The following is a 23219-nucleotide window of genomic DNA, read 5'->3' as shown; positions in this document are numbered from 1 at the left end:
CTGTAAAGTTTTTTAACTTTCTTCAATTTTAGTATTGACTTTTTATTTGCAGGCTAAAGTAAACTTAAATGAAAAACTAAATTCCAATTCTACTTAAAAGTCTACAACTGGAATTTAGTTTTTCATTTAAGTATCACTAAAGTAACGAGAATGCGACGCGCAGTTATTCAAAAGCGTTTTTTACTAAAAATGTATCCTCTGTTTTTAGGCATTATTACTATGTATTTTCATATCCTGCGGCATCAGCGGATGGTTACGCAGGGCAAATATCGTATCTTCGTGGATTTCCTGATTATTTTAATACGAAATTCTTTAATTCATCCCTCTTTTTGACATGAAGCTTGTTAAAGATATCTGTAAGATAATGCTTCACTGTGTTTAGGGATACCCCCATGTGTTCTGCGATCTCCCGGTTGCTCCAGTCCCGGCAGGCCAGCATGGCAATGGAAAATTCCATGGTAGTCAGAGCGTCTGTCACAGGGTTGTCTGATGCAGGATTGTGAACCGCCATCCATCCACGGCTGAAGGTAATAACTGCATCCGATATTTTTCTGTACATCTCCGGATTTTCTTTGCGGATGCAGGACTCCAGAAGTCCCTGGAGAAGTCCGTGGAGTTCGATAAACGGCTCGATAAGCTCATCCTTCTCTGCCAGTTTCCAGGCAGTGAGTATGGCTTTTTCTGCTTCTGCCTGATTCTTCAGACTGATTTCACACATAGCAGTCACACAGTAAAGATATATCATCCCAACAGGATAAATTTCTTTACAGGAAAACAGTGCCGCATCACAGATTCCCAGCGCTCTGCTGTATTCACCTTTCAGATAAAGGTCATGGGAAATTACATTGGCAGCAAAAATTCTCAGTCCCTGAGGCAGACTGCTCATATATTTCTTCATATCCGGCAGTTCCTCTGTAGAGAGGTGTAAAAGAACGGTTCCCATATATCCTGCAAATACACAATATGCTGTATTTCTCTCAGAAGTGGGAGCTGCCATCTCTTTTCTCAGACATTCCCGGATGATCTCAAGGCCACGTTCGGATGCCTTCGCATTTCCCAGCGTAAGATTAGAGTACACATAGAGCATACATGCAGACAGCTTCAGTTCCAGCCGGGAACTCATAATATAAATCTCCACCAGATCACTGCATTTCTGCGCCTGCCCTGTGAAATAATAAAATTCTGCAATAGCGATCTCCCGGAAATCTCTGTCTGCAAAACTCTCTGCTGCTTTTCTTGCATTTCCTGGCTCAAATGCTGTATTTATCAGTGGTAATACTGTATTTTCCGTCATATGTCCGCTCTGCCACGTCCTTTCTCTCTGTATTTTTTTATATTACCACCTTTTTCCTGTTTTTTCTATAACACTTATAAATTCTCGCCGCAGTGCGATCCTGCCCGAAGGGTTTTGTTATGTTATAGGAACATTACGGAGTAATTTCCTATAACATAACAAATACCGGATCAGGCCTGTTTGGCTCAATCCGGTATTTGTTTATTTCACATTGAAAACTTCCATCAGGATTATTTTACAGTGATTTTCAGAGCTTTGTATATGCCATTCTGTGCATATACCCATATTGTGCAGGTTCCTTTGCCTGTTGCCCTGATAAGGCCATCCGGGGTAACGGTGGCTACTTTTGTATTGCTGCTTTCGTAGCAGAGTTTTCTGTGGCGTTCGATCTTCTTATCTTTCTTTACTTCTTTTGCTTTTATCTGTGCGGTTTTTCCCATTTTCAGGGTGATCTTTGAAACATTCCTCTTATTTCCAATCTGGGTTACGGAAACAGCTTTTGCATTTCCGTATTTACCGCCTCCGGTGACTGCATGTACAGATATGGATGTGTCTGTCACTACCTTTTTGCCATTTACCAGTCTGTAGGCTTTTACCACATATTTATAGTAAGTACCTTTTTTCAGGTCCTTCTGGGTCCATGTGCTGATATCTCCACCGGTGATAGTGGCAAGCTTCCTGTACTTGTAAGACTTTGTACCTGTATTACAGCGGTTGCCGTATATGAAATATCCATCTGCATCCTTAATGATGTTCCACTGCAATGTCACAGAAGTTTTTGTCTGTTTTACAGAACGGGCTCTTAACCTTCTGAAGCCTGTGGTCTTATTGATCGTGGGTTCATCCGGGACTTTCACTGTGATCATAATGGAAGCTGTAATTTTTCCATCCTCTGTTGTAACTGTGATCTCTGCAGTTCCATTTCCCACTGCTGTTACCTTGCCGTTTTCATCTGTAGTGGCAACTTTTTCGTTATCGGATTTCCAGATCAGTTTCTGTAAATCTGCATTTTCAGGCTCGATCTTTACTTTCAGTTCTGTGGATTCACCAATCTTTGTCAGGGTTTCTTTCTCTGCTTCTATGGTGAGCTTCTGGATTTCCACAGGGATTTTCACTGTTACGGAAACTGTCGCTGTATAACTGCCGCTTACAGATGTTGCGGTAATGGTGGCAGTTCCGTTTCCAACTGCTGTTACCTTGCCGTTTTCATCTACAGTTGCTACTTTCTCATCGCTGGATTGCCAGGTTACACGCTTATTGTCTGCATAAGACGGTGTCACCTCTGCGGTAAGTTGGGCGGTTTCATCTTTCTTTGTTAAGGTAAGAGTATCCGGAGATACCTTAATGCCTGTTACCGGGTAGCTTGGGGAATAGTAGGTGTCTTTGTAAGTCAGTACATAAATGGAGAATTTATCTGACTTAAAGGTAAGCTCGTTAGTACTGCTGTTAAAGACAGAATCTAATATATCAACAGTTGCCTGATTCGTTGCACTGTCCTTATGCAGTCTGAGAATTTTATAATCCCGGATGGTATAAGGCTGATTATTAATCATTTTATCCGGGATTTTAATCCTGATATTCATATTGATACCCGGATTTGTAATAAGTACCCTGTTCTCACCCGCAAGCTGTCTGTATAAATCTATGTCGAATAAAATCTGGTCTGCATTTTTTCCCACTGTCTTTTCTATTTCCATGTTGATTAAATTCTGCCATGCAGGATCAAGATTATTAACATGATTGATTTCAAGCCATACTTTAGCTCCTGATCCATTATCAATTCTGGTTTTATCACTTCCCGGGAAAAGTCCAAAAAGGATTGTTTCTTCATTGTCCAGAGCTGCTGCTGTGATTTCTGAGCCAAATATCTGGATATATTTATCTATTTTATCTGCATAGGGATCCGCCGGTTTTCCATCCTGTTTCGGGATGGAATCATATCTTTTCTGACCACAGCCTGGTGCTGTACAGGTTCGCTCCTGCATTCCTTCTGACCATGAAGTTGCAGGGCTTAATATCTTTCCGTCTTTTGGCCAGTTATGGTCCTCAATTGTAAAGGTGCCTTTCTCTCGTGTGACAGTATAATTCGGATTTGCACCTGCTGTTTCTGTGGCTGTAATTTCATATTTTCTGGCATCCTCACCTGATACTCTCTGCAATGTGATCCCAGATAGTGTTTCACCTTCAACGATGCCGTCTGTGGTATAAGTAAGCTGAGGTTCCTCCCCGCCGATATGCTTGTGTAAATCATCCGGTTTCACTGTTACTTCTTTGGGTTTAATTTCAAATGAACCGGTTGCTGTTCCGGCATTATAATTGGCAGATTCCGGTATCTGGGCTTTTACATAATAGGTGCCTGCATTCTTCGGTACTCCACCTGCCGCTTCTGCTCCGTTTTCAGTTGAAGTCTGCGTGGTACATGCCCCATCTGTATAGTAAGTGTACTGGACTGTCTGATTTTCCGGGTTCAGGTCTGAAGCTATTGACGGTGCATTTTTCTTTCCATCATAGGAGCCATATGTCCATCCCTCGATATCGACTTTGGAATAGGAATCTGTAGCACTTGCTTTTTTAACATTAAAATCACAGGTAGCAGAAAATCCCTTATAATTCTCTGTTTCTTTCACCACTGCCTTTAAGGTATATTCTCCGGCAGAAAGTTTTTTCAGGCCTTCTTCCGTTATACCAACATAAGTACTGTCATCCTTATCCTTAACTTTGTATTGATAGATCACCTTACTGTCGGATGGTGCCCCTTGCAATTTTATAACTGGCTGCTCGCCATATGTGAACTCATCTAAAACAACCGTTAAGGTAACCGGTGCTTTTTTTATTTCCCATGGATGTACGCTCTCGTCTTCGCTGAGACTGTAATTGGTATTTCCGAGAGCTGTAACCTTTGCCGTGTACTTCCGGGCATTCTTTCCGGTATTTGTATAAATTTCATCAGCTACATATGTCAGTTTAAATGTATCGTCGGACAGGGCATTTCTCACCCTTGCAGTGACTGTCTGGAGCTGTCCATTATAAGTTAATTCTGAACTGCTCCAGTTAAGCTGTGCCGGACGTGGTTTTATTTCAAAATCAGCAGATATCTCTTTTGAGTTCTGTTCTCCAGGCAGTGCAATGTTTACTTTTGCTTTATATTTTCCAGTGGAAGTGGGAAGTACTGAACTTTCCGGATAAGTGGTCCCGTCACGGCCTGCATATATGATTGATCCTATTGTTGCCCCTATTTCTGACGGAGAAGTATTATCACATGTTACAGAATAGGTACTGCCATATTCAGCACAGTTATTGTTATCAAATCCATTAAGCTTAAGTGAAACTGTTGCCTGTGCATTGTCAGAACCTGTTCCATAATATTCACATGGTGAATTTGCATTTGAGCAATATGCCTTAAGAGTATCGCCACTTAAACTATAGTTCCAGGAATGCACATGAACCCATTTTGCATACAATGTTATTTCTCTTGGATATGGATAAGAAATATCTTGAACGGAATCAATTCTGTTTCCTTGACCGTTTTTTCCAGTATACCAACCATCAAATCTGTAACCTGTCTTTTGGGGAATTTTTTCATGGCCATTGCCCCATTGGCAATCCCTCGACCATACCCAGTCCGTTGGCGGTCCGTCCGTTCCACCATCTAAATCATAAACAACTTTTGTAGGATTAACAATATTGTTCTGTACTGCTGCTTCATAATAATAGCCTGAATATTTTGAACTTTCAATACAGAGAAATATATTAATAAACTTTTCAGTTATCCCTATTTTACGATTAACAGGAACATATAAATATTGATTATTACGGAACATTTGTTGCGTATCGTTACTTTCTGGATTCTTTCCATCCGTTCCAATTCCGACAGACGCTTGATAGTACATGACTTTATATTTTCCCGTATCCTTTTGATCTCCAATATAAACATCAGGATCAACTCCAATTGTCACGGTTCCATCATGATTATTAATTATATCAACTATCGTCTGTCGTTCTATTGGAAATGGCTCAACATTTTTAATATGTACTATATGTTTTTGACCTTGATTAATATTTTCTGCTGCTGTACCATTATCCACTAAACCACAAACATTTTCTCCGTCACTGAACCCATTTTCCACCTCCGGCACTCCTGCAGTAGTTGCCGGCTGTTCTTTCTCCTCCTCTACCTCCGGCTCATCTGTAAATACCTCTTTCTCTTCTGTCTCCCCGGATGCCCCCCCCATCCGAGAATTCCGTCATGTCACTGCCCCATGCTATGGATGGTGTCATGGAGAAGCACATTGTAAGTGCAAGTATTCCTGATAATATCCTTTTCTTCATTGAAATCCCTCCTTCTGATCCTGATCTGGTGGATATGTGCATCCGCTGTTTCTGCATACTCCTGACCGCAATGTCATTTCACAGTCCAATCAGGTTTCTGTTACCTGTAATTATAACTGATTTTCTCTCATTTGATAATGCACTTTTCGGCACCAAAAAGTGCCCCTGTACATGAAAGTGTGTCAGCTGACCGTATGGTTTCTCAATTATCTAAGTTGATCCTATATATCACTCTTTCACGCAAAAAAAAGCAAGTAGTTTTATATCAAAAAGGCGTGCAAGTCTCGCTCCTCACACGCCATAATAATATCCATATTCTTCCTTTAATACCTTTTAACGATTATCCCCATTCCAGTTCATTCTGTCTGATATTCCATAGTCCTGCCGTGACAGATAAAGAGCACTTTTATCCGAATACTTTCTTTAACAATTCCATAATATCCTCATTTTTCAGGCCATATCTTTTCAATGAATTTTGATCAAATGGTTCTTGCTCCAGCAAGTCAATAAAACTATGTATATCATTACCTACTGCAATCGGCAATCCTTCTACTTTTTCAAGTATAAGTTCCGATGCAATACGCAAAACATCTTTTTTATGCTTCTTTATGTCACTGGAATCCACTTTTTCACCTAAATCTTTTCGACTTTTCAAATCAAGATACGCTTTTGCCTTGAAAAGTATTATATATTCTGGTCTTAGAACAGAAAGTCCATTTCTTATAACTTTTCCATTAAGAAGTGCCTTATAGTAATCATCATTCAAAAGAATTGCTGATAAACTGGATACTTCATCATCAATATGTATCGGTGTAATTCCTTCCGCGCTTTTAAGTTCAAAATCGCTTCTACAAAACAATTCGATCATTTTCGGAAATTTATCGTCTTCTGGTTTATCAAACCTATAGAATTGAGGAGTATTACCATTTGTTGCTTTGTTTCTATATTTCCCATCAACGATAAACTTCCAAAACATCTCTCCAAACTCCGGAGTTAATGCTTCAACAATCAAAACCATATCCAGATCTCTTGTAGCCCTGAAATTCACTTCATTGCTCTCAAAAAGAATATCGCAGGCTGCGCCACCTATTAAAACATACTGTTCTTCATAATCTGCAAAGTACTTTCAAAATGTATCTAATCCTTTGACCATACATATTCCTCCAACATCTCATTAATAGAAATATCAACCCGTTCCTCTTCCTGTTCATCTCCTGTCAGTGACAGTACTACGCTTAAAGGATCTTGAAATCCTTTTCCCAGAAAATCAATGAAATATCCCAGTTCCAAAACAATACAGCCAATTTCTTCCAATTCACTCACTTGTTTTTCCGTTTTCACTCCACTATCTTTTAGTTCTTTCTTCGTCACGGCATAAGTAGGATAAACATTATCGGACAAAAGAGAATACTCACATAAAGCAGAAATACCTGCTTTCTTTTCAAATTTTATATCTTCTCTCAAAATAAATCTTCGAATTACCGGATTTCTTAATACATTTTTAATCTGCTGCCATAATTGTTCTCGTTCATCCGGAATATCGATGACTCTTGATTTACCTTTCATACCCAACACATCAATATTTAAATATTCCAGTTCATCAAAACACCGGCTTGCAGATTTTGTTGACACTTCCAATCGTTTCGCCGCATCAGATACTTTTACTTCATTCCATCGTTCATAAATGGCTATTAGAAGCATTTTTTGCGTCAAAAATGAAATCAAATGAACTGGTGCCAACTCTCTTTCATTTTCTTTACTCAGCAAATATCCAATAAACGGGAGAAATACCTGCTTCCTATCTATTACAAAAGGAATTCCTTCTTCTATCATCTTTTCTTTTATATAAAATGTTGTTCGATCAAGAAAAACTGCACAGTTTAATCCTGTTATTTTTTCCACGCCAGCTCTGTCTCTACGCAAAACAACAAGTCCGATATCATCTTTGGGATGAATAGCCATCCATAATACACCATTAGTCTCTACTGTAAAAATGTCATATCTTCCACGATATGCTAATGGAAGTTTTTTATATACCTCTTTATTCTCTGTCATTATTACATTTTGCCGTAATGTTTTTTCCAAAAATTCTCTCATACTAATCACCTTTTTATAAATGTGACTTTTTTTACGTCACATTTATAATTTATCATATGTTGTTTAATTTTTCAAGTAAAATGTAATTACATAATCATAGACTTTTGAAGGTTCCATACGAATTATCTGATAGAGAAACGTTTCAGAAGGAACCTGGAACCAAAAAGTGTCCCCGTATAGCAAAAGCAGTGGCCGATATTGCCTGAAAAACCACCTGGGAAAAAGTTTCATTTTGATACTTTGTATGCTAAAATAAAACATATCGTATCAAGTGAGGGGTTTTACAGATGTCTAAAAAGAAATATAATCTGAATACAATTTACATCTCTGAGCGTCTGCAGGAGAATCTGAAGCCGATTTCACAATCTGCATTCACTGCTGTGACCGCTCCCATGGGATATGGAAAAACAACTGCTATCAACTGGTATCTGGACAAACAGAGCAAAAACGGAAATTCCTGTGTGATCCGGATCAGTATTTATTCTGATAATCTGTCTGTTTTCTGGCAGAGCGTTCAGAAGGCATTTGCCTTTGCAGGGCTTGATTTTCTGGATAATTATGTTTGCCCCTCAGATGTTGCCAGTGCCGGGATGCTTGCTGATGAGCTTTGTTATTCCCTGAGCGGTCAGACCTCTTACTACATTTTTATTGATGATTTTCATCTGCTGGGTGAACCTCATGTTGCAGATTTTTTTTGTATGCTTGCCAACAGACTGCCTGAAAATATCCACCTGATCGTATCCGGCAGAAATGCTTTTCTGTCCGGAAAAGAGATTCTCCGTCTTGGCAAAAAGTTATATCAGATCCATACCAGGGATCTGTGTCTGAACCGCCGGGAGCTTTCTGTCTATACCCATCGCTGCGGTGCCAGCCTGAACGAAGATCAGCTGAACACGCTTCTCTATTCCAGTGAGGGATGGTTCTCTGCAGTCTATCTGAATCTCTGTACCTTTTTTGAAAGCGGACATTTTCCTGACCATACTTCTAATATCTATGATATGTTTTCCTCTGCCATGATCGCACCTCTTTCTGATGCGCAGCAGGAATTTCTCACTGTTATGGGACTTGCAGATGAATTTACCGTTGAGATGGCTCTTTTTATTACAGGGAATCCGGAAGCCGGACAGATTCTTTCCCTTATGACCAGACAGAATGCTTTTATCACTCCTTTGCCCGATGGAGTCAGCTTCCGTTTTCACCATATGATGAAGGAATGTACACAGCGTGCCTTTGCCATGCTTTCCCATGAAAAACAGACAGATTTCCGGAATCGTTACGGACAATGGTATGAATCCCGGGGACAGTTTCTGCAGGCACTTGCTGCCTATAACAAGGCTCTTAACTATGATGCAGCACTTGCTGTTATCCAAAAGGATGCAGGAATCCTCCTGGCTTCTCTTTCGCCGGAAAAGGTTCTCGCATTTCTTGATGTCTGTCCAACAGAAATCCTGAAGAACAGGCCTCTGGCCCTTCTCGTATTAATGCGCCGTATGTTTACCTGGCATCAGATTCCCAAAATGCTGGAACTGAAGCAGCTTCTGACAGATACCATAGCTGAAGATAACACTTTGTCCGAAGATGAGAGAAAGAATCTCTCCGGAGAATGTGATCTCATTATGAGTTTTCTGATGTATAACGATATCACCGGCATGAGCGTTCTGCACCGTCAGGCCAGTTCCAAAATGACCAGACCTGCCATCAGTATCCGCAAAACAGGAAGCTGGACCTTCGGTTCTCCTTCTGTTCTGATGATGTTTCACCGCAGATCCGGAACCCTGGATGCAGAACTGACAGCTATGAATGAATGTATGCCCCACTATTACAGGATTACCCAGGGACATGGACAGGGTGCGGAATTGCTCATGAATGCAGAGGCAGCATTTATGCAGGGAAATTTTTCAGATGCACAGATTCTGCTGGAGCAGACTTATTCCACCATTGCATCAAACGGACAGCACAATATTTCGCTCTGCTGTGACTTCCTTGCTGCAAGGCTTTCCCTTTTTCAGGAGAGTGTCACCTTTGTGAAGAACCCTGAAGTAAAGCGTAAGGAGCTTCTGTCTCTCCACAATATGATGTGGCTGAATATTTTTGACAGTACTTATGCTTACTACTATGCATTAATTAGAATGCCGGAAAAGATTCCTGCATTATTTAAAGACCATATGTTATCCACTGTCAGCTTTCTTTCTCCCTGCAGACCTATGATGGAAATGATCGAGAATCAGGTCTTTCTTTCACAGAAAATGTACGCAAAAGTTATAGGCAGAAGCGAAACGCTTCTGCCTGTCTGTGAGAAAATGCACTATGAACTTGTGTCTCTCCACGTTCAGATCCAGACCGCTGCTGCTTACGCAATGCTGGGCAAACATCATGATGCACGACAGCTTCTGCTGAAAGCCTTAGGACACGCCATGCCGGATGGCTTTCTGATTCCGTTTGTAGAAAATTATACCTATATCAAGGACGTGCTGAGCAGTATTAATTCCATAGCATCAGAGCTTTTCACAGACCGGATCCTTTCCCTTGGTTCTGTTTATGAACAACACTGCCTCCGCCTGTCCAGCCGTAATTCCAGACCTGAGATCCTAAATATGCTGAACAGCAGAGAAGCAGAAATCGCAGCTTTGATCACTGACCGTCTAAGCAACCGCGAAATTGCCGAAAGGTTATTTCTCTCTGAAGGCACTGTGAAACAATATGTCAACCAGATTTATTCCAAGTTGATGATCAACGGTGATACACGCACCAAAAGGAAACAACTGGCAGAGCTGATTTCTTCCATAAACAAGGGCCTTACCTGACACTTTGAGAAAAAAAAGCAAGGAAATCCACATGACCAAAGTCTTGCGATTTCCTTGCTATTTTGCAAGAATTATAAATTTAAAGTTTTTTACTTATTTGCATTTCTGTTTCCTTGAGAATATCCTCGGGAATCTCAGTTTTATTCAGCATCATATCTGCTCCCGGAGTACGATAGAAGGAAAAATCCCTATCTCCATCCGGATATGTATGTACCATAGCAAGCGTAGTATGAATTTTTTCATCTGTACATAATCCAATGTCATCAATTCCTGCTTCTTTTATGGCTGCTCTCAACTGATCTCCAAAAAAATCATTACCAACCTTACCAATAAATGCTGTATTATGTCCCATTTAGAACGCTTTATTATAATAAATCATATTTCACTATATCAAGCTTAGCTGCACCATCAGCAAAGAAAGAAATCCCCTTTGCTTCCTGCTTTGTAAGAATAACCGCAGACATAACCTGCTCGCCGTCATTAATAAATACTTCCACACTAAACTTATCCAAAATCACACGCAGTTTTAGTTCATTGCTGTCACCGTTTACCAGACAACTGCTCTGATGAACCAGCGCCCGTTCGCTTCCTGAGAATTTTCTATCGATTTTTAAAACAGATTCATCCGGACGGAAACATAATGTAGAATGATATTTCTCATTCTCTGCAAAACAGAGTTCAAATTTTTTATAAAGATTGTCTTTATCTGCCGGTCGTATCACAAGTTCCAGATCTACCGTTCGTCCTTCAATCTGATCCAGTGTGAGCCTGGTATCTTTTATCACAACATTGTTATACTCGACTTTGTTTGCGCGCATGGCATTAAGTTCTCTGATCGGAACCTGATACAATCTTCCGTTTTTAACAGACAGTTCTCTTGGAAGACTCATTTGTGCGAACCATCCAGAGTCATTGCATCGATATGCAAGCGTATCCCAGTTCTGCATCCAGGCGATCATAATTCTTCGTCCATCCGGTGCAAGCAGTGTCTGCATTGCGTAATAGTCAATTCCGTAATCAACACCTTGACAAAACTGTTCCTTTAAAGTATGTGTCTCAGGATCCAACTCCCCAATAATACATAACGTTCCATTTCCATTATGAAATTCTAATCCTTCCGGAAGCATATCCTGTGGACTTGTCAGAAGCACATATTTGCCGTCCAATTCAAAGAAATCCGGGCATTCCCACATTTTTCCATAACGATTTTGATTCTTTGCCAGAATGCTTACAAATTCCCATTCAAAGCCATTTTTACTTCTGTAAAGAAGGATCTGTCCGCTTCCATCAGCCGGACGACTTCCTATAACACAATAAAAGTTTCCATCGTTCCCTTTCCAGATTTTGGGATCACGAAAGTCTACTTTACTAGCCCCCTTTGGAAGATCTTTGGCTGTCAGAACCGGATTCTTATCATACTTTTCATAATCCTTACCATCTCCAACTGCCACTGCCTGTGTCTGAATATCCCTTACAGTTCCGTCTTCCAGTTTCTCCTGATTTACAGAAGTATACATAAGCAACTGTCTGCCATCCTCTAATTCTATGGCACTTCCTGAAAAACAGCCGAATTTATCATAATCTTCATCCGGTGCCAATGCAGTCGGAACATAGTTCCAATGCAATAAATCCTTACTCACTACATGTCCCCAGTGCATACTGTCCCAATGTGTGCTATACGGATTATACTGGTAGAACAAATGATACTCTCCTTTATAATAGGAAAATCCATTTGGATCATTCATCCAGCCAACATAAGGAGTTATATGAAAGGCTGGTCTTTCTTCCTCTTTGATCTGCTGTCCCTGTATAAATTCATATTTTCTTGCCTTTTCCAACATTTCGCTCATATAGTTCCTCCTGTCAAAATGATATCTTCTCTTATTTTTCACTGCTTAATGAATCCTGATACTGGTCAAAATATTTTTGCTTGATTGAAAGGTAATCGGAAAGCCCGTACTTCTCCATTTTTTTCAGATAAGAATCCCATTCTTCATCAATTCCTCCGTTCAGGATCCAATCTGCTTTCTTCTGTTCTGCATATTTCTTAATATCTGTATCATACTGTGACACTTTGTTTGTATCATCAATACTCATAAATACATTAGGATAAACATATTTGCTGTTCATATCCTGTAAATATGTCTCATGCATATTATCCAGACGCCATTTCGCATCTTCCGGCTGTGTTACATATACGCCATAATATTCATTTAATATAGCGAGAGGACCATTTACAGATTGCGCTTCACGTACTTCCACCGGTGACTGATCTCCTAAGTCCATATGCTTTAACATTTTTTCGCCATCTTTGTTTACAGACAGCTCAAAAATATTAAAGGAATCCTTCTCTCCATAGGTTCCCCAGTTATTTTGCGGAGACTGAAGGGGTGCATACATCTGATCAATCCATGCGGCAGCAAGTGCCGTGTTACGGCAGCTGGTAGTAAGCACACATCTTCCTCTGTCAAAACCGCTGGTCTCACTGTTGTTCTGTCTGGTGATATTTCTCATTCCATCCGGTCCGGTCAGTGCCGGAAGCATCACATAATCCGTATTGTTGTCTATATTAGCAATATCCCATGTGAAGCAAAGTCCATAACGGTGATTCTTTCCTTTTGCAACATAAGTAGACCATTCCTGTGTAAATGCTTCCGGATCGATCAGATTCTCTGTCACAAGTTTATGCAGCCATTTGATACCTTCTTTGTATCCTTCCTGAACCGTTGTATAAATCACCTTACCTTCATCTGTTACAGCAAAATGATCTCCTGTGTCCCCATAACCATCTCCGAATCCATTTATTAAGATTGAAGGATCCTGATCTCCGTTATTGATAATAAATGACATTGGTATTACATCACCTTCAATGGAAAACTCTTGTTTCAGATCATCTGCATGATCTCGAAATTGAATCAGTACCTGCTCCAGTTCATCTGTTGTGGTTGGAATCTCAAGACCAAGATAATCAAGCCATTTCTTATTAATATAAGGAATATCTCCAATGGCCTGAATTGCTTCTTTTCCGGAACCAAGCTGTTCAATCCACGGAAAAGAGTAAATATGTCCATCCGGTGCTGTACACATGGTTCTGTATTCCGGGTATTTTTCAAACACAGCCTGAAGGTTTGGCATATATTTGTCAATCAGATTTTCCAGCGGAATAATTATTCCCTGCTTTGCATAACGCAACAGATCATAATCACTCATGCCTGCATTAAACAGTCCATCCGGCAGATTTCCAAACTGAGCCAACGCCAGATTCTTTTTATCTGAAAACTGATCTGATACAAAGCAGGTCCAGTCAATATGAACATTTGTCTGTTCTTCCATTCTCTGGAAAATCACTCTTTTATTTGGATCCTGTGTTGAAGTGGCCGGTGCACTGGTAATAAAAGAAAGCTCCTCTGTTTCTTTCAATGGAAACTGTACATCCGATACCGGTGTATCCGGATTAATCTCAGCATCAAGCCTCTGCTGTTTTCCACACCCCATTATACTTACCATCATTGTTAAAGAAAGTCCAAGTGCAAGCAAACTTCTTACTCTGTTTTTCTTCATATCTGTATCATTCCTTTCTTTAGCCTTTTACCGATCCAACCATAATTCCTTTATCAAAATATTTCTGGAAAAATGGATACATCACTAAAAGTGGTAAACTTGATACTACAATTGTTGCATATTTCAACTGTTCTGCTACCTTTGCCATCTCTGCTGTGCTTTGGATATCTGCAATCATTCCCGGCTGTGGAGTATTCTGCACCAGGATTGAACGCAGTACCAGCTGCAGTGGCTGAAGATTTGCATCGTTCAGATAAATCATCGCATCAAAGTAGCTATTCCACATTCCGACAAATGACCACAGTGCCAGTACTGCAATAATCGGTTTACATACCGGCATCATAATTTTGAAAAAATGCTGAATTTCATTAGCACCGTCAATTGCAGATGCTTCTCTTAATTCTGCCGGAATTGACTGATAATAAGTTCTTGCAAGAATCATATTCCAAACGTTAAATGCTCCCGGAATCAAAACCGCCCATACTGTATTTACCATATGCAGCTGATTGATCAAAATAAATGTTGGAATCATTCCTCCCCCAAAAAACATTGTGATCAGAAAAATCAGATTAAAAAATTTTCTTCCCACAAATTCTTTTTTAGACAGAGGAAAGGCTGCCAGTAATGTTACAAAAACTGAGATCACTGTAAATACAAATGAATACAGAAAAGAATTCAAAAATCCGCGCCAGATCATCTCATTCTCCAGTACTCTTCTATAAGCATCCAAAGTCCAGTCCTTAATATCAGAGCTCAGTCCCTGATTATTCAAAACAGTAGGATCCATAAAAGATGCAAGCACTACATATATAATTGGAATCGCAATAGAAAGTACAAACAGTCCAAGAATCGTGAATCCAATTCCAAGGATCAGACGATCTGTCCTTGAATATTTTCTCTTCTTTTTCTCCATCTTCTCTTCCTCCTATAATCCCTCTCCATCATTCAGCTTCTTTACAACCCAGTTTACAAAAATCAACAGAATTACATTTACAACTGAATTAAACAGACCTACTGCCGTAGAATAACCATAATCACCGTTCAAAAGACCGATGCGATATACATATGTAGATAAAATTTCTGATGCCGGCAGGTTCATATCTGTCTGCAATGCATATGCCTTCTCAAATCCAATGCTCATAATATTTCCTGCCTGCAGGATAAACTGAATTACAATAATGTTCTTAATCGCCGGAAGCTCCACGTACCAGATCTGCTGCAAAAGGTTTGCACCATCCATAACTGCCGCTTCTTCCAACTCTTTGCTCGCATTAGATAATGCTGCAGTATACATAATAGATGCCCAGCCTGCAGTCTGCCAGATTCCACTTGCTATATAAATAGTACGGAAAGCAGATGGCATTGTCATCCAGTTTGTGCTAATCCCAAGCAGCCTGTTCAAAGGTCCTACCGGTGATAACAGCATACGAACCATACCACAAAGTACTATTACAGATATAAAATTCGGCATATAAATCAGAAGCTGTACTTTTTTCTTGATCCCTGTTTTTTGAATACGATTCATAAGTAATGCCAGAATAATCGGAACCGGAAATCCCCATAATAATCCATAGATACTCAGCTTTAATGTATTCATCAGATAGTTCATAAAATCCGGTGATGATAAAAAACGTCTGAAATATTCAAGTCCAACCCATGGACTTCCAAGTACTCCCTTGATTACATTATAATCTTCAAACGCAATCAAAAGCCCTCCCATCGGGAGATACTTAAAAATGATTGTCAGTAAAAGTCCCGGCATTAAGAAAAAAAGATATAACTGCCAGTTTTTCTTCACATACGTAACCTTATTTCTCCACGTCTGCTTGCTTACGGGCTTTGCTTGGTTCTGCACTGTTTTCATGCACTTTTTCCTCCATTCCTTTCATACATTGTTCACAAAACCGGTTAAGTAACCGGTTACTTTATAATCTGATGTTACTACATCACACACTCTCTGTCAACACTTTTCTTCATTAAAATAACCGGTTACGTAATCGGTTATTTTAATATTGCCTTTTTGTATAATAATTGCTATACTAAAAAAAATATTTGCATTTATTTATAAGGAGAATAAGTTTCATGTCAAAAAAACAGGTGACATTTGCAGATATTGCAGCATATACCCATTTTTCAAAAACTACAATATCAAGATATTTCAATCATCCTGATTCCCTTACACTTGAAAATCAGGAAAAAATTTCTCAGGCCCTTGATACCCTTGGATATAAAAAAAATAAACTTGCAAAAGTTCTGGCGAATGGAAAAAGTGAATTTATCGGAATCATTATTCCGAATCTTTATCTGCATTATTATTCTGAAATGCTGACACAGCTGCTGTCCAGCTACAGTGATTATCACTACAAATTTCTCATCTTTAGCAGTGAACATGGGGCTGAAGAAGAACAGCAATATATTGAAGAGCTCCTATCCTATCAGATTGAAGGTCTCATTGTTTTAAGTCATACGCTGTCATCAAAACAATTATCCTCCTATCAGATTCCCATCGTTGCCATTGAACGTGAAGCGGAATATATCAGCAGTGTTACCACTGACAACTATATGGGTGCGCTTCAGGCTACCACTCTGCTGATCCGTGATAAATGTGATATACTGATCCACATCAATGTCAATGTTGAGAAAGCAGTTCCTGCTTACGACCGTATTCGCGCATTTAAGGAAACCTGTGAAGAATATCAGGTTCCTTATGATATTGATCTAAGTGTAAGCGGTAATTCTTATCAGGAAATTTTAAATGAAATAAGACGCATTTTTACAAGAATAGAAGAGAAATATCCCAATCAAAAAAAAGGCATTTTCCTTGCCAACGATACTTATGCAAACATGTTTCTTAACCTGATTTTCCAGAAATACCGAGAATTACCCTCTTTCTATGAAATCATAGGATTTGATAATTCTCCCATTGCCAGTGAGGCAATTCTCCCAATCACAACCGTTGGTCAGCAGATTGATATTATTGCACAAACTGCCATGGAGCTTCTGGTTCAACAGATGGAAGAACAAAAAAAACGTTCCCCTAAACCACTGGAAAAGCCTGTCCATAAACAGATTGCTCCGGTATTGATTCGCCGTAATACAACCAGTTAAAACTAACTTATTTTGGCAAAAAGGCTATTGCACTAATTACTCAGTGCAATAGCCTTATATTAAATCTTATCATTCAAGCGGATATTCGTAATCCGCTTCGCTACTTGCTCATAACCGATTCCCTCACCTTTTCCACTGATAACGGTTGTTGTCATAATACACTAAATATTGATTGTAATTATCTTATTCCATATGATCTTTTTCAGTTATTTTGCGAATAACCCGGCATGGATTTCCAGCAGCCAGACTATATGGAGGAATATCCCTTGTCACAACACTTCCTGCTCCTATTATACATCCCTCTCCTATGGTAACACCGCCACAAACAACCACATTGGATGCCAGCCAGCAATTATCTTTTATAGTAATTGGTTTCGCCTATTCAAGATTATAAAAGCTTCCATCTTCTCTTTTTCTGCTATTACGTTCTTCAGGTAAAAATGGGTGCATGGGAGTTGCCAATGTGACATTTGGACCAATCATCACATTATCTCCTATATGTACTTCACATACATCCAAGCAGGTGAAATTAAAAATTGTTCCAATTCTTTATCCGTTGGATCATATAACTCTCCACTTACCATTTTTTCTCTTTCTGTCATTTCTGATAGCCTCCAGTAAAAATTTTATTACCAAGTTAGTTATTTCCGAATACTTGATAAGTTTTTCCTACTGCAATAATATATAGATAAGGAGAATCACTGTCAATGCAATCGTAAAAATTTGCGATTGATTTTTTGATTAATTTTAACTGTGTTATGGTCAAAAATCGTTTCTAACTCATGGGATTGTAAAACAGATTTTTGTACCCATCTATCAGGGCAAAATAACTGATATCTTTTAATTTAGACGTAGTGAACTCACGGTCAACAATAATCATCCCTTTTCGCGCAATGAGATTTCTAATCTATTCTTCATAGTTCAAAAATGGTTTTATCGGTTTTAATGCTTTTTCTATCGCTATAAAAATCTGCGTATATAGAAAAATGGAGGACCCTTAGGTCCTCCGTCCGGTCGCAGGCATCGCAAGTTTCTGCAACCTGATCACTGACAAGCATTTTAATACGAGTCTTTCTAAAAGACAAGTGCTTTCTGCGAACATTGTCCATTTGCACCATGACTCCTGCATTAGTTCCAAGATTACTTATAAAAACAATCTACAGTTTGGAAAAATCTATTCCAAACCAATTAGCAATTTTGCTTTGAATGTTCTCTCTTTCAAGCAGGTTCAATGGTTTTCTAATAATATCTTCTTGCTTCTACCTTAAGATATTATGAGAAAGAATGCTTTCCCTATTAAAGACTTTCAGGATAAATTCCAACAAATGAGAGCAGCGGAAGTACACGGAAATCATGTAAAACAATTTTCACTTTCTGGGCTTTTTGCCCCTTAACAGAAATGATCTTCTTATAACCAATTACTGTTCCTGTGTAAATACTGTTCCATATTTCCCCCTCTTTAACAAATATCTCAAATTTTTCCACTCTCTGACTATAGCAGACAGCCTCTTTTAATACCAGATACCCTAAGTTGTATGAACCGTCCAGACAAATGGTTATTTCTACTGGCAGTTCGCTGCTTTCAGGCTGAAACCAGGTTTCTGAAGTATCATCTGTCAAATCAGAAACCGGATGCGTCGGATCTTCATTTTCTGAAAAAATATGTGCTGTACTCATTAAATTATGAGTAAAAGATTTCTTTTTCCAACTTCCAAATTCTTCCAGACGTTTAACATCATTTTCATGAAGAAGCCCGTTTGGCATAGGTGGAATATTTAACAAAAAGGTTGCATTTCCTCCAACAGCCCCAATATAGATATAGATCAGCTCCTCCAGACTTTTCACCTGATCATCTTCTTCTGGATGATAAAACCATCCAGGTCTTATAGAAGTATTTACTTCTGCCGGATACCAGATCAGATTCGTTTCACCTTCAAGCGCTCTTCTGCTTCCAAGATCTTCCATGTCGCTGGTGATCCGGCGCATTCTAAATTCCTTATCATCGGTCTGCTGGCTTCTTTCCTGTACACTCTCTGCAAGTGCTGTACGTGCAGGAACAACACTCCACTCAGATTTTCTTACATCGCCAGCTTCATTTCCGCACCACCTGATATCCGGCCCACACACACAGATACATGCGTCTGGCTGATATTTTCTGACACATTCATAATAGCGTTTCCAGTCATATATCTGTTTTTTTCCATTTGGTCCTTCTCCGCAGGCACCATCTAGCCAGACACTAAAAATATCTCCATAACCGGTGAGAAGCTCAGTCAGCTGTGCCAGATAGTAATCATCATATTCTTTTCCGCTTCCGTAACAAGGCTTGTTGCGATCCCATGGTGAAAGATAAATTCCAAATTTCATCCCATAACGACGGCATGCTTCAGACACTTCCCAGACCACATCTCCCCTTCCATTTTTCCATGGACTGGAGACAACGCTATGGCTGGTATATCTGGTCGGCCACAGGCAGAAACCATCATGGTGTTTACAGGTAAGGATTACCCCTTTCATACCTGCATTTTGTGCTGCAGACACCCACTGGTCTGCAACAAACTCTGTAGGATTAAAAATTTGTGGTGTTTCTGTTCCATCTCCCCACTCACGATTGGTATATGTATTCATTCCAAAATGAAAGAACGCATAAAACTCTGTTGCCTGATAGGCAAGCTGGCGGCTGGAGGGAACTATTTTTATTAATTCCTGATCAGTTGGCATTTTATTTCCCCTTTCATTTTACCCTTTTAACCCGCCTGCACCAATTCCCTGAAGCAGATATCTTTGTCCAATCAGATAAATAATGATTGTTGGAATCATAATAATTACAAGTCCTGCAAACAGTGCACCCCAGTCCGTGGCATATTTCTGCACTTCAAACAAGTTTGCCATTCCGATGGGAAGAGTTTTCTTTGCATCTTCCGTGAGAAGAACAAGTGCCAATGGATATTCATTCCAGAAGCCCATGGCACTTAACATCGTAATGGTCGCAATTCCGGGTTTTGCAAGAGGCACCACAACTCTTGATAGCAGTTGGATATTAGTAGCACCGTCAATTCTTGCAGATTCCTCGTAATCTCTGGGTACTGCAGACATAAAGCCCTGTAAAGTAAAGATACAAAAAGGAAACTGCATAACTGCATAAACAAGGCATAGTACCGGCAGGTTATTTAATCCATTCACAGCCTGTAATTCCAGAAACAAAGGAATCATAATGTAGGTAGCCTGCAGAAAAATACATGCCATATAAATGGCAGAGATCAGTTTGCTGCCCGCAAAACGGTATCTTGCCAGTACATAAGAAATGGGAATAACCAGAAGCAATAGCAATACAGTGGAAAACACAGTCACAAATATGGAATTTCCAAAATAAGCGGCGATATTTGCTTTCTGCCATGCTGCCACAAAATTATCCAAATTCAAAGCTGTGGGCAATGCATAGGGATCTGTCAAATATTCTGCATTTGTCTTAAACGCAGACATCAGGTTCCAGAAAAGCGGGTACAAAAAGATAACGGTAAACAGAATCATCAGGATTCTGATACACCAGGTTCTTACAGTTTTCATCAGTCTCCCTCCTATTCTTTTTCAGATGATACTTTTTTAGAAATCATTGCAAGCACAATTGCAAGAATCAGGGTAAACATGGCGATTGCCATGGCATATCCAAAATTAGCGTTTCGCATACCCTGCGTATACATATACTGTAAAAGCACACTGGAAGCACCGTTTGGTCCACCGCCTGTCATAACGTTGGACAGAGTAAAACTTAAATTGATAGTACCAGACAGGGAAAGTATATAGGTCGTTCCAATGGATCTGCGAAGCAGAGGAATGGTAATCCTAAAGAACTTCTGCACTCCTGTTGCACCGTCAATGGAAGCAGCTTCATAAACCTCCTGGGAAATCCCGTCAATGGAAGCCACATGCATAACCATATAATAACCAATAGCCTGCCACACCAGGGCTGCACCGATACACCAGAGAGCCGTTTTTCCCTCTCCAAGCCATGCGTGTTTCCAAGTGGAGAAATGGAACAGATCCAGCATATGATTCAGAATTCCTCTTGTGGGATTAAACACAAAAGACCACACAATACCAACTACAGTCATGGAAACAATACTTGGGAAAAAGAATACGGTCCGGTAAAATGACTTTTCCTTGAGCTGTCCCTGAGTAAGGATAAATGCAAATACAAGACTTAGAAATATGGTCACAGCCGGGATTACCAGCATCAGCTTAAGAGTATTAAACAGTGCCTGAAGAAAATCCTTATCCTGGAACATATACTTGTAATTATCCAAAAATACAAATTTGCTGTTAAAGCCTACGCTAAGTGCAGTGGAACTGGTAAAAGACAGATAAATGGCATTTACCATAGGCACAATCATAAAAACAATGGTTAAAATCAATGCAGGAAGCGTACACAGGGCTATAAATAATCTGGGCTTCTTTACCACGCTTGTTCACCTCTTTAAATTTAAAGTATTTAATAAATGTGGATGACATCACCGATTGGCGATATATCTGTTCAGGGTTACAAAAGGCTGCTGCATAGCATACACTGTGTAGCAGCCTTTCCATGCTTTACCGTTTTTATCCGGCTGGTATATGAAGTTTAGTTGGCAGCTTCCATATCAGCACGAACCTGTGCAAAAGCATCTTCCACATTCTGTGCCCACTCTTCCACTGTCATTTCATCATTCATAACAGATGTAATCGGATTAAATATCTCATCTTTCGGGTTAACCTTGCAGTCAGCCGGAACTGCTGCGAAGCTCATAATCAGGGAGGAGGCATTTGCCTCTTCGTAGATTCCGTACATGTTGTAGATTGCAGTAGACAGCTTATCTTTTGCTACTTCACGGGCACTCTTGGTAGCATAGAGGGCACCGGAAGCTTCTGCAAAAGCAGATACAGATTCATCACTATACAGGAAACGAAGAAATTCTTTTGCAAGTTCTGGATTCTTGGCAGCTGCCGGAATGGAAAACTGCTCGCAGCTGTCAAATACATAGTGCACATCGTCTGCGTTCTCGGTCGGGATCGGAGCCATTGCAAATTCAAATCCATCTTCTCTTGGCGCATCCTGCATCTCATTTTCCATCCAGGTTCCGTTTGTGATAAATGCAGCTTTTCCAAGCATCATCTCTGTCTGAGACTCTGTATGGTTCATACCAACAGTGCCCTCTAACAGATAGCCTTTATCTGCAATCTCTTTAATATGACTTAAAGCCTTTAACACACCCTCATTATTAAAGGAACCTTCTTCGTAATTGGCAATCTTAGTAAGTGCTTCTTCGCCGCACTCATTTGCAATTGCCGGCCAGAGCATTTCTTCCATGTATCCCGGATAAATTCCCTGATATGTGAAAAGTGCACGTCCGTCAATATCTTTTACCTTATCACCAAGTGCAAAGAACTCATCCCAGGTCTTCGGCACTTCCAGATTATTCTCATCAAAGAATGTTTTGTTGTAAATCAGACCCTGCGGACCACTGTTGAATGGTGCCAGATAGATCTCATCATCTCCGTATGGTGCACACTTTGTACTGGAAAGGATCCCATCTGTAATATCATCGCGAAGGGCACCGGTTCCAGCATAATTTTCTCCGTCAAAAACATCATCCAGGTTGAGAAGTGCATGATCTTTGATCAGGGAAAGGATTACACCATCCTCACCACCATCGTTAAGACAGATAAAATCAGGTGCATTTCCAGCTACAATCTGTGGACGGATGATATCTCCAATTGTAGGGCTGATAGTCATGTTTACTTTCACGCCCTCATGGCTTTCTTCAAAAAGCTCCACCATCTGATTCCAGTAAGCATCCCCATATCCACCCTGGAAAATGGCAATGTTCAATTCCTGTTCTTCTGCCTCTGCAAATGCAGTAAGCGGGGAAAGTACTGTTGCTGCGCTCATAGCAAGGATCATAGCAGAAGCTGCAAATCTTTTCTTCATAGGTTGTTTCCTCCTTCTTGTTGGCTTTTATTATGTTTGCCTGATGATATTAGTATAATGG

General features: G+C 39.9%; 17 protein-coding genes and 2 pseudogenes. 2 read left to right on the top strand and 17 right to left on the bottom strand.

The features are described 5' to 3' along the window. Positions 1-292: 292 nt before the first annotated feature. The 5 genes from LJE11_RS12675 to LJE11_RS12655 all read right to left on the bottom strand — a co-directional run bounded on the left by LJE11_RS12675 (position 293) and on the right by LJE11_RS12655 (position 7720). Positions 293-1294, bottom strand: a complete 1002-nt coding sequence (locus LJE11_RS12675) for a helix-turn-helix domain-containing protein (RefSeq protein WP_118408637.1) — start codon at positions 1292-1294, stop codon at positions 293-295. A 230-nt stretch (positions 1295-1524) separates the two neighbouring features. Beyond that, positions 1525-5526 (bottom strand): Ig-like domain-containing protein, encoded by a 4002-nt coding sequence (locus LJE11_RS12670; RefSeq protein ID WP_227296063.1) that lies wholly within the window; start codon positions 5524-5526, stop codon positions 1525-1527. Further along, a complete protein-coding gene (locus LJE11_RS12665) occupies positions 5477-5623 on the bottom strand; it encodes a hypothetical protein (protein ID WP_227296062.1) in 147 nt (48 codons plus the stop codon). Before LJE11_RS12665 ends, LJE11_RS12670 begins: the two co-directional genes overlap by 50 nt. A 406-nt stretch (positions 5624-6029) precedes the next feature. Next, entirely contained in the window at positions 6030-6641 is a 612-nt protein-coding gene (locus tag LJE11_RS12660) for a hypothetical protein (protein ID WP_227296060.1), read from the bottom strand. A 119-nt stretch (positions 6642-6760) separates the two neighbouring features. Then, on the bottom strand, positions 6761-7720 hold the full coding sequence (locus tag LJE11_RS12655) for a hypothetical protein (RefSeq protein ID WP_227296058.1): 960 nt from the start codon (positions 7718-7720) through the stop codon (positions 6761-6763). A gap of 287 nt (positions 7721-8007) precedes the next feature. Between LJE11_RS12655 and LJE11_RS12650 the strand changes: the two genes are divergently transcribed. After that, positions 8008-10524 carry a LuxR C-terminal-related transcriptional regulator gene (locus LJE11_RS12650; protein WP_227296056.1) on the top strand — a complete coding sequence of 839 codons (2517 nt, stop codon included), beginning with the start codon at positions 8008-8010 and terminating at the stop codon, positions 10522-10524. A gap of 100 nt (positions 10525-10624) precedes the next feature. Here LJE11_RS12650 and LJE11_RS12645 read toward each other — a convergent pair. The 5 genes and pseudogenes from LJE11_RS12645 to LJE11_RS12625 all read right to left on the bottom strand — a co-directional run. After that, positions 10625-10876, bottom strand: a pseudogene (locus tag LJE11_RS12645) (PfkB family carbohydrate kinase); the annotation flags it as partial. A gap of 13 nt (positions 10877-10889) precedes the next feature. Then, positions 10890-12374 carry a glycoside hydrolase family 32 protein gene (locus tag LJE11_RS12640; RefSeq protein WP_008706700.1) on the bottom strand — a complete coding sequence of 495 codons (1485 nt, stop codon included), beginning with the start codon at positions 12372-12374 and terminating at the stop codon, positions 10890-10892. A gap of 31 nt (positions 12375-12405) precedes the next feature. Continuing rightward, positions 12406-14085 carry an ABC transporter substrate-binding protein gene (locus LJE11_RS12635; protein ID WP_008706701.1) on the bottom strand — a complete coding sequence of 560 codons (1680 nt, stop codon included), beginning with the start codon at positions 14083-14085 and terminating at the stop codon, positions 12406-12408. Between the two features lie 19 nt (positions 14086-14104). Beyond that, entirely contained in the window at positions 14105-14998 is an 894-nt protein-coding gene (locus tag LJE11_RS12630) for a carbohydrate ABC transporter permease (RefSeq protein ID WP_022380668.1), read from the bottom strand. A 12-nt stretch (positions 14999-15010) separates the two neighbouring features. Beyond that, positions 15011-15949: an ABC transporter permease gene (locus tag LJE11_RS12625; RefSeq protein WP_008706704.1), complete on the bottom strand. Its 939-nt coding sequence runs from the start codon at positions 15947-15949 to the stop codon at positions 15011-15013. Positions 15950-16167: 218 nt separating this feature from the next. Between LJE11_RS12625 and LJE11_RS12620 the strand changes: the two genes are divergently transcribed. Beyond that, on the top strand, positions 16168-17193 hold the full coding sequence (locus LJE11_RS12620) for a LacI family DNA-binding transcriptional regulator (protein ID WP_008706705.1): 1026 nt from the start codon (positions 16168-16170) through the stop codon (positions 17191-17193). Between the two features lie 183 nt (positions 17194-17376). Here the strand turns inward: LJE11_RS12620 and LJE11_RS20830 are convergent, their stop codons facing one another. The 7 genes and pseudogenes from LJE11_RS20830 to LJE11_RS12595 all read right to left on the bottom strand — a co-directional run bounded on the left by LJE11_RS20830 (position 17377) and on the right by LJE11_RS12595 (position 23158). Then, positions 17377-17526: an acetyltransferase gene (locus tag LJE11_RS20830; RefSeq protein WP_008706706.1), complete on the bottom strand. Its 150-nt coding sequence runs from the start codon at positions 17524-17526 to the stop codon at positions 17377-17379. Positions 17527-17687: 161 nt separating this feature from the next. Beyond that, positions 17688-17795 carry a maltose acetyltransferase domain-containing protein gene (locus LJE11_RS20825; RefSeq protein ID WP_020993554.1) on the bottom strand — a complete coding sequence of 36 codons (108 nt, stop codon included), beginning with the start codon at positions 17793-17795 and terminating at the stop codon, positions 17688-17690. A 558-nt stretch (positions 17796-18353) separates the two neighbouring features. Further along, positions 18354-18452: pseudogene (locus tag LJE11_RS20440) on the bottom strand (LysR family transcriptional regulator); the annotation flags it as partial. A 37-nt stretch (positions 18453-18489) separates the two neighbouring features. Next, a complete protein-coding gene (locus LJE11_RS12610; RefSeq protein ID WP_008706707.1) occupies positions 18490-19914 on the bottom strand; it encodes an alpha-L-fucosidase in 1425 nt (474 codons plus the stop codon). Positions 19915-19932: 18 nt separating this feature from the next. Next, on the bottom strand, positions 19933-20760 hold the full coding sequence (locus LJE11_RS12605) for a carbohydrate ABC transporter permease (protein WP_008706708.1): 828 nt from the start codon (positions 20758-20760) through the stop codon (positions 19933-19935). 11 nt (positions 20761-20771) lie between these two features. After that, on the bottom strand, positions 20772-21653 hold the full coding sequence (locus tag LJE11_RS12600; RefSeq protein WP_055199589.1) for a carbohydrate ABC transporter permease: 882 nt from the start codon (positions 21651-21653) through the stop codon (positions 20772-20774). 158 nt (positions 21654-21811) lie between these two features. Then, positions 21812-23158, bottom strand: a complete 1347-nt coding sequence (locus LJE11_RS12595; RefSeq protein WP_008706710.1) for a carbohydrate ABC transporter substrate-binding protein — start codon at positions 23156-23158, stop codon at positions 21812-21814. Positions 23159-23219 lie beyond the last annotated feature (61 nt).

Origin of the sequence: Blautia sp. DFI.1.216, assembly GCF_020594215.1 — a bacterium.
Classification (GTDB): Bacteria; Bacillota; Clostridia; order Lachnospirales; family Lachnospiraceae; genus Blautia_A; species Blautia_A wexlerae.
Note: the sequence above shows the minus strand (reverse complement) of the source record. Positions and strands in the feature narration are given on the sequence as shown.

What these genes read in the sequence shown, in the direction of transcription:
- LJE11_RS12675 (WP_118408637.1), bottom strand. Translation starts at nt 1,294, where the DNA reads ATGACGGAAAATACAGTATTACCACTGATAAATACAGCATTTGAGCCA.
- LJE11_RS12670 (WP_227296063.1), bottom strand. Translation starts at nt 5,526, where the DNA reads ATGGGGGGGGCATCCGGGGAGACAGAAGAGAAAGAGGTATTTACAGAT.
- LJE11_RS12665 (WP_227296062.1), bottom strand. Translation starts at nt 5,623, where the DNA reads ATGAAGAAAAGGATATTATCAGGAATACTTGCACTTACAATGTGCTTC.
- LJE11_RS12660 (WP_227296060.1), bottom strand. Translation starts at nt 6,641, where the DNA reads ATGGTTTTGATTGTTGAAGCATTAACTCCGGAGTTTGGAGAGATGTTT.
- LJE11_RS12655 (WP_227296058.1), bottom strand. Translation starts at nt 7,720, where the DNA reads ATGAGAGAATTTTTGGAAAAAACATTACGGCAAAATGTAATAATGACA.
- LJE11_RS12650 (WP_227296056.1), top strand. Translation starts at nt 8,008, where the DNA reads ATGTCTAAAAAGAAATATAATCTGAATACAATTTACATCTCTGAGCGT.
- LJE11_RS12640 (WP_008706700.1), bottom strand. Translation starts at nt 12,374, where the DNA reads ATGAGCGAAATGTTGGAAAAGGCAAGAAAATATGAATTTATACAGGGA.
- LJE11_RS12635 (WP_008706701.1), bottom strand. Translation starts at nt 14,085, where the DNA reads ATGAAGAAAAACAGAGTAAGAAGTTTGCTTGCACTTGGACTTTCTTTA.
- LJE11_RS12630 (WP_022380668.1), bottom strand. Translation starts at nt 14,998, where the DNA reads ATGGAGAAAAAGAAGAGAAAATATTCAAGGACAGATCGTCTGATCCTT.
- LJE11_RS12625 (WP_008706704.1), bottom strand. Translation starts at nt 15,949, where the DNA reads ATGAAAACAGTGCAGAACCAAGCAAAGCCCGTAAGCAAGCAGACGTGG.
- LJE11_RS12620 (WP_008706705.1), top strand. Translation starts at nt 16,168, where the DNA reads ATGTCAAAAAAACAGGTGACATTTGCAGATATTGCAGCATATACCCAT.
- LJE11_RS20825 (WP_020993554.1), bottom strand. Translation starts at nt 17,795, where the DNA reads ATGACAGAAAGAGAAAAAATGGTAAGTGGAGAGTTATATGATCCAACG.
- LJE11_RS12610 (WP_008706707.1), bottom strand. Translation starts at nt 19,914, where the DNA reads ATGCCAACTGATCAGGAATTAATAAAAATAGTTCCCTCCAGCCGCCAG.
- LJE11_RS12605 (WP_008706708.1), bottom strand. Translation starts at nt 20,760, where the DNA reads ATGAAAACTGTAAGAACCTGGTGTATCAGAATCCTGATGATTCTGTTT.
- LJE11_RS12595 (WP_008706710.1), bottom strand. Translation starts at nt 23,158, where the DNA reads ATGAAGAAAAGATTTGCAGCTTCTGCTATGATCCTTGCTATGAGCGCA.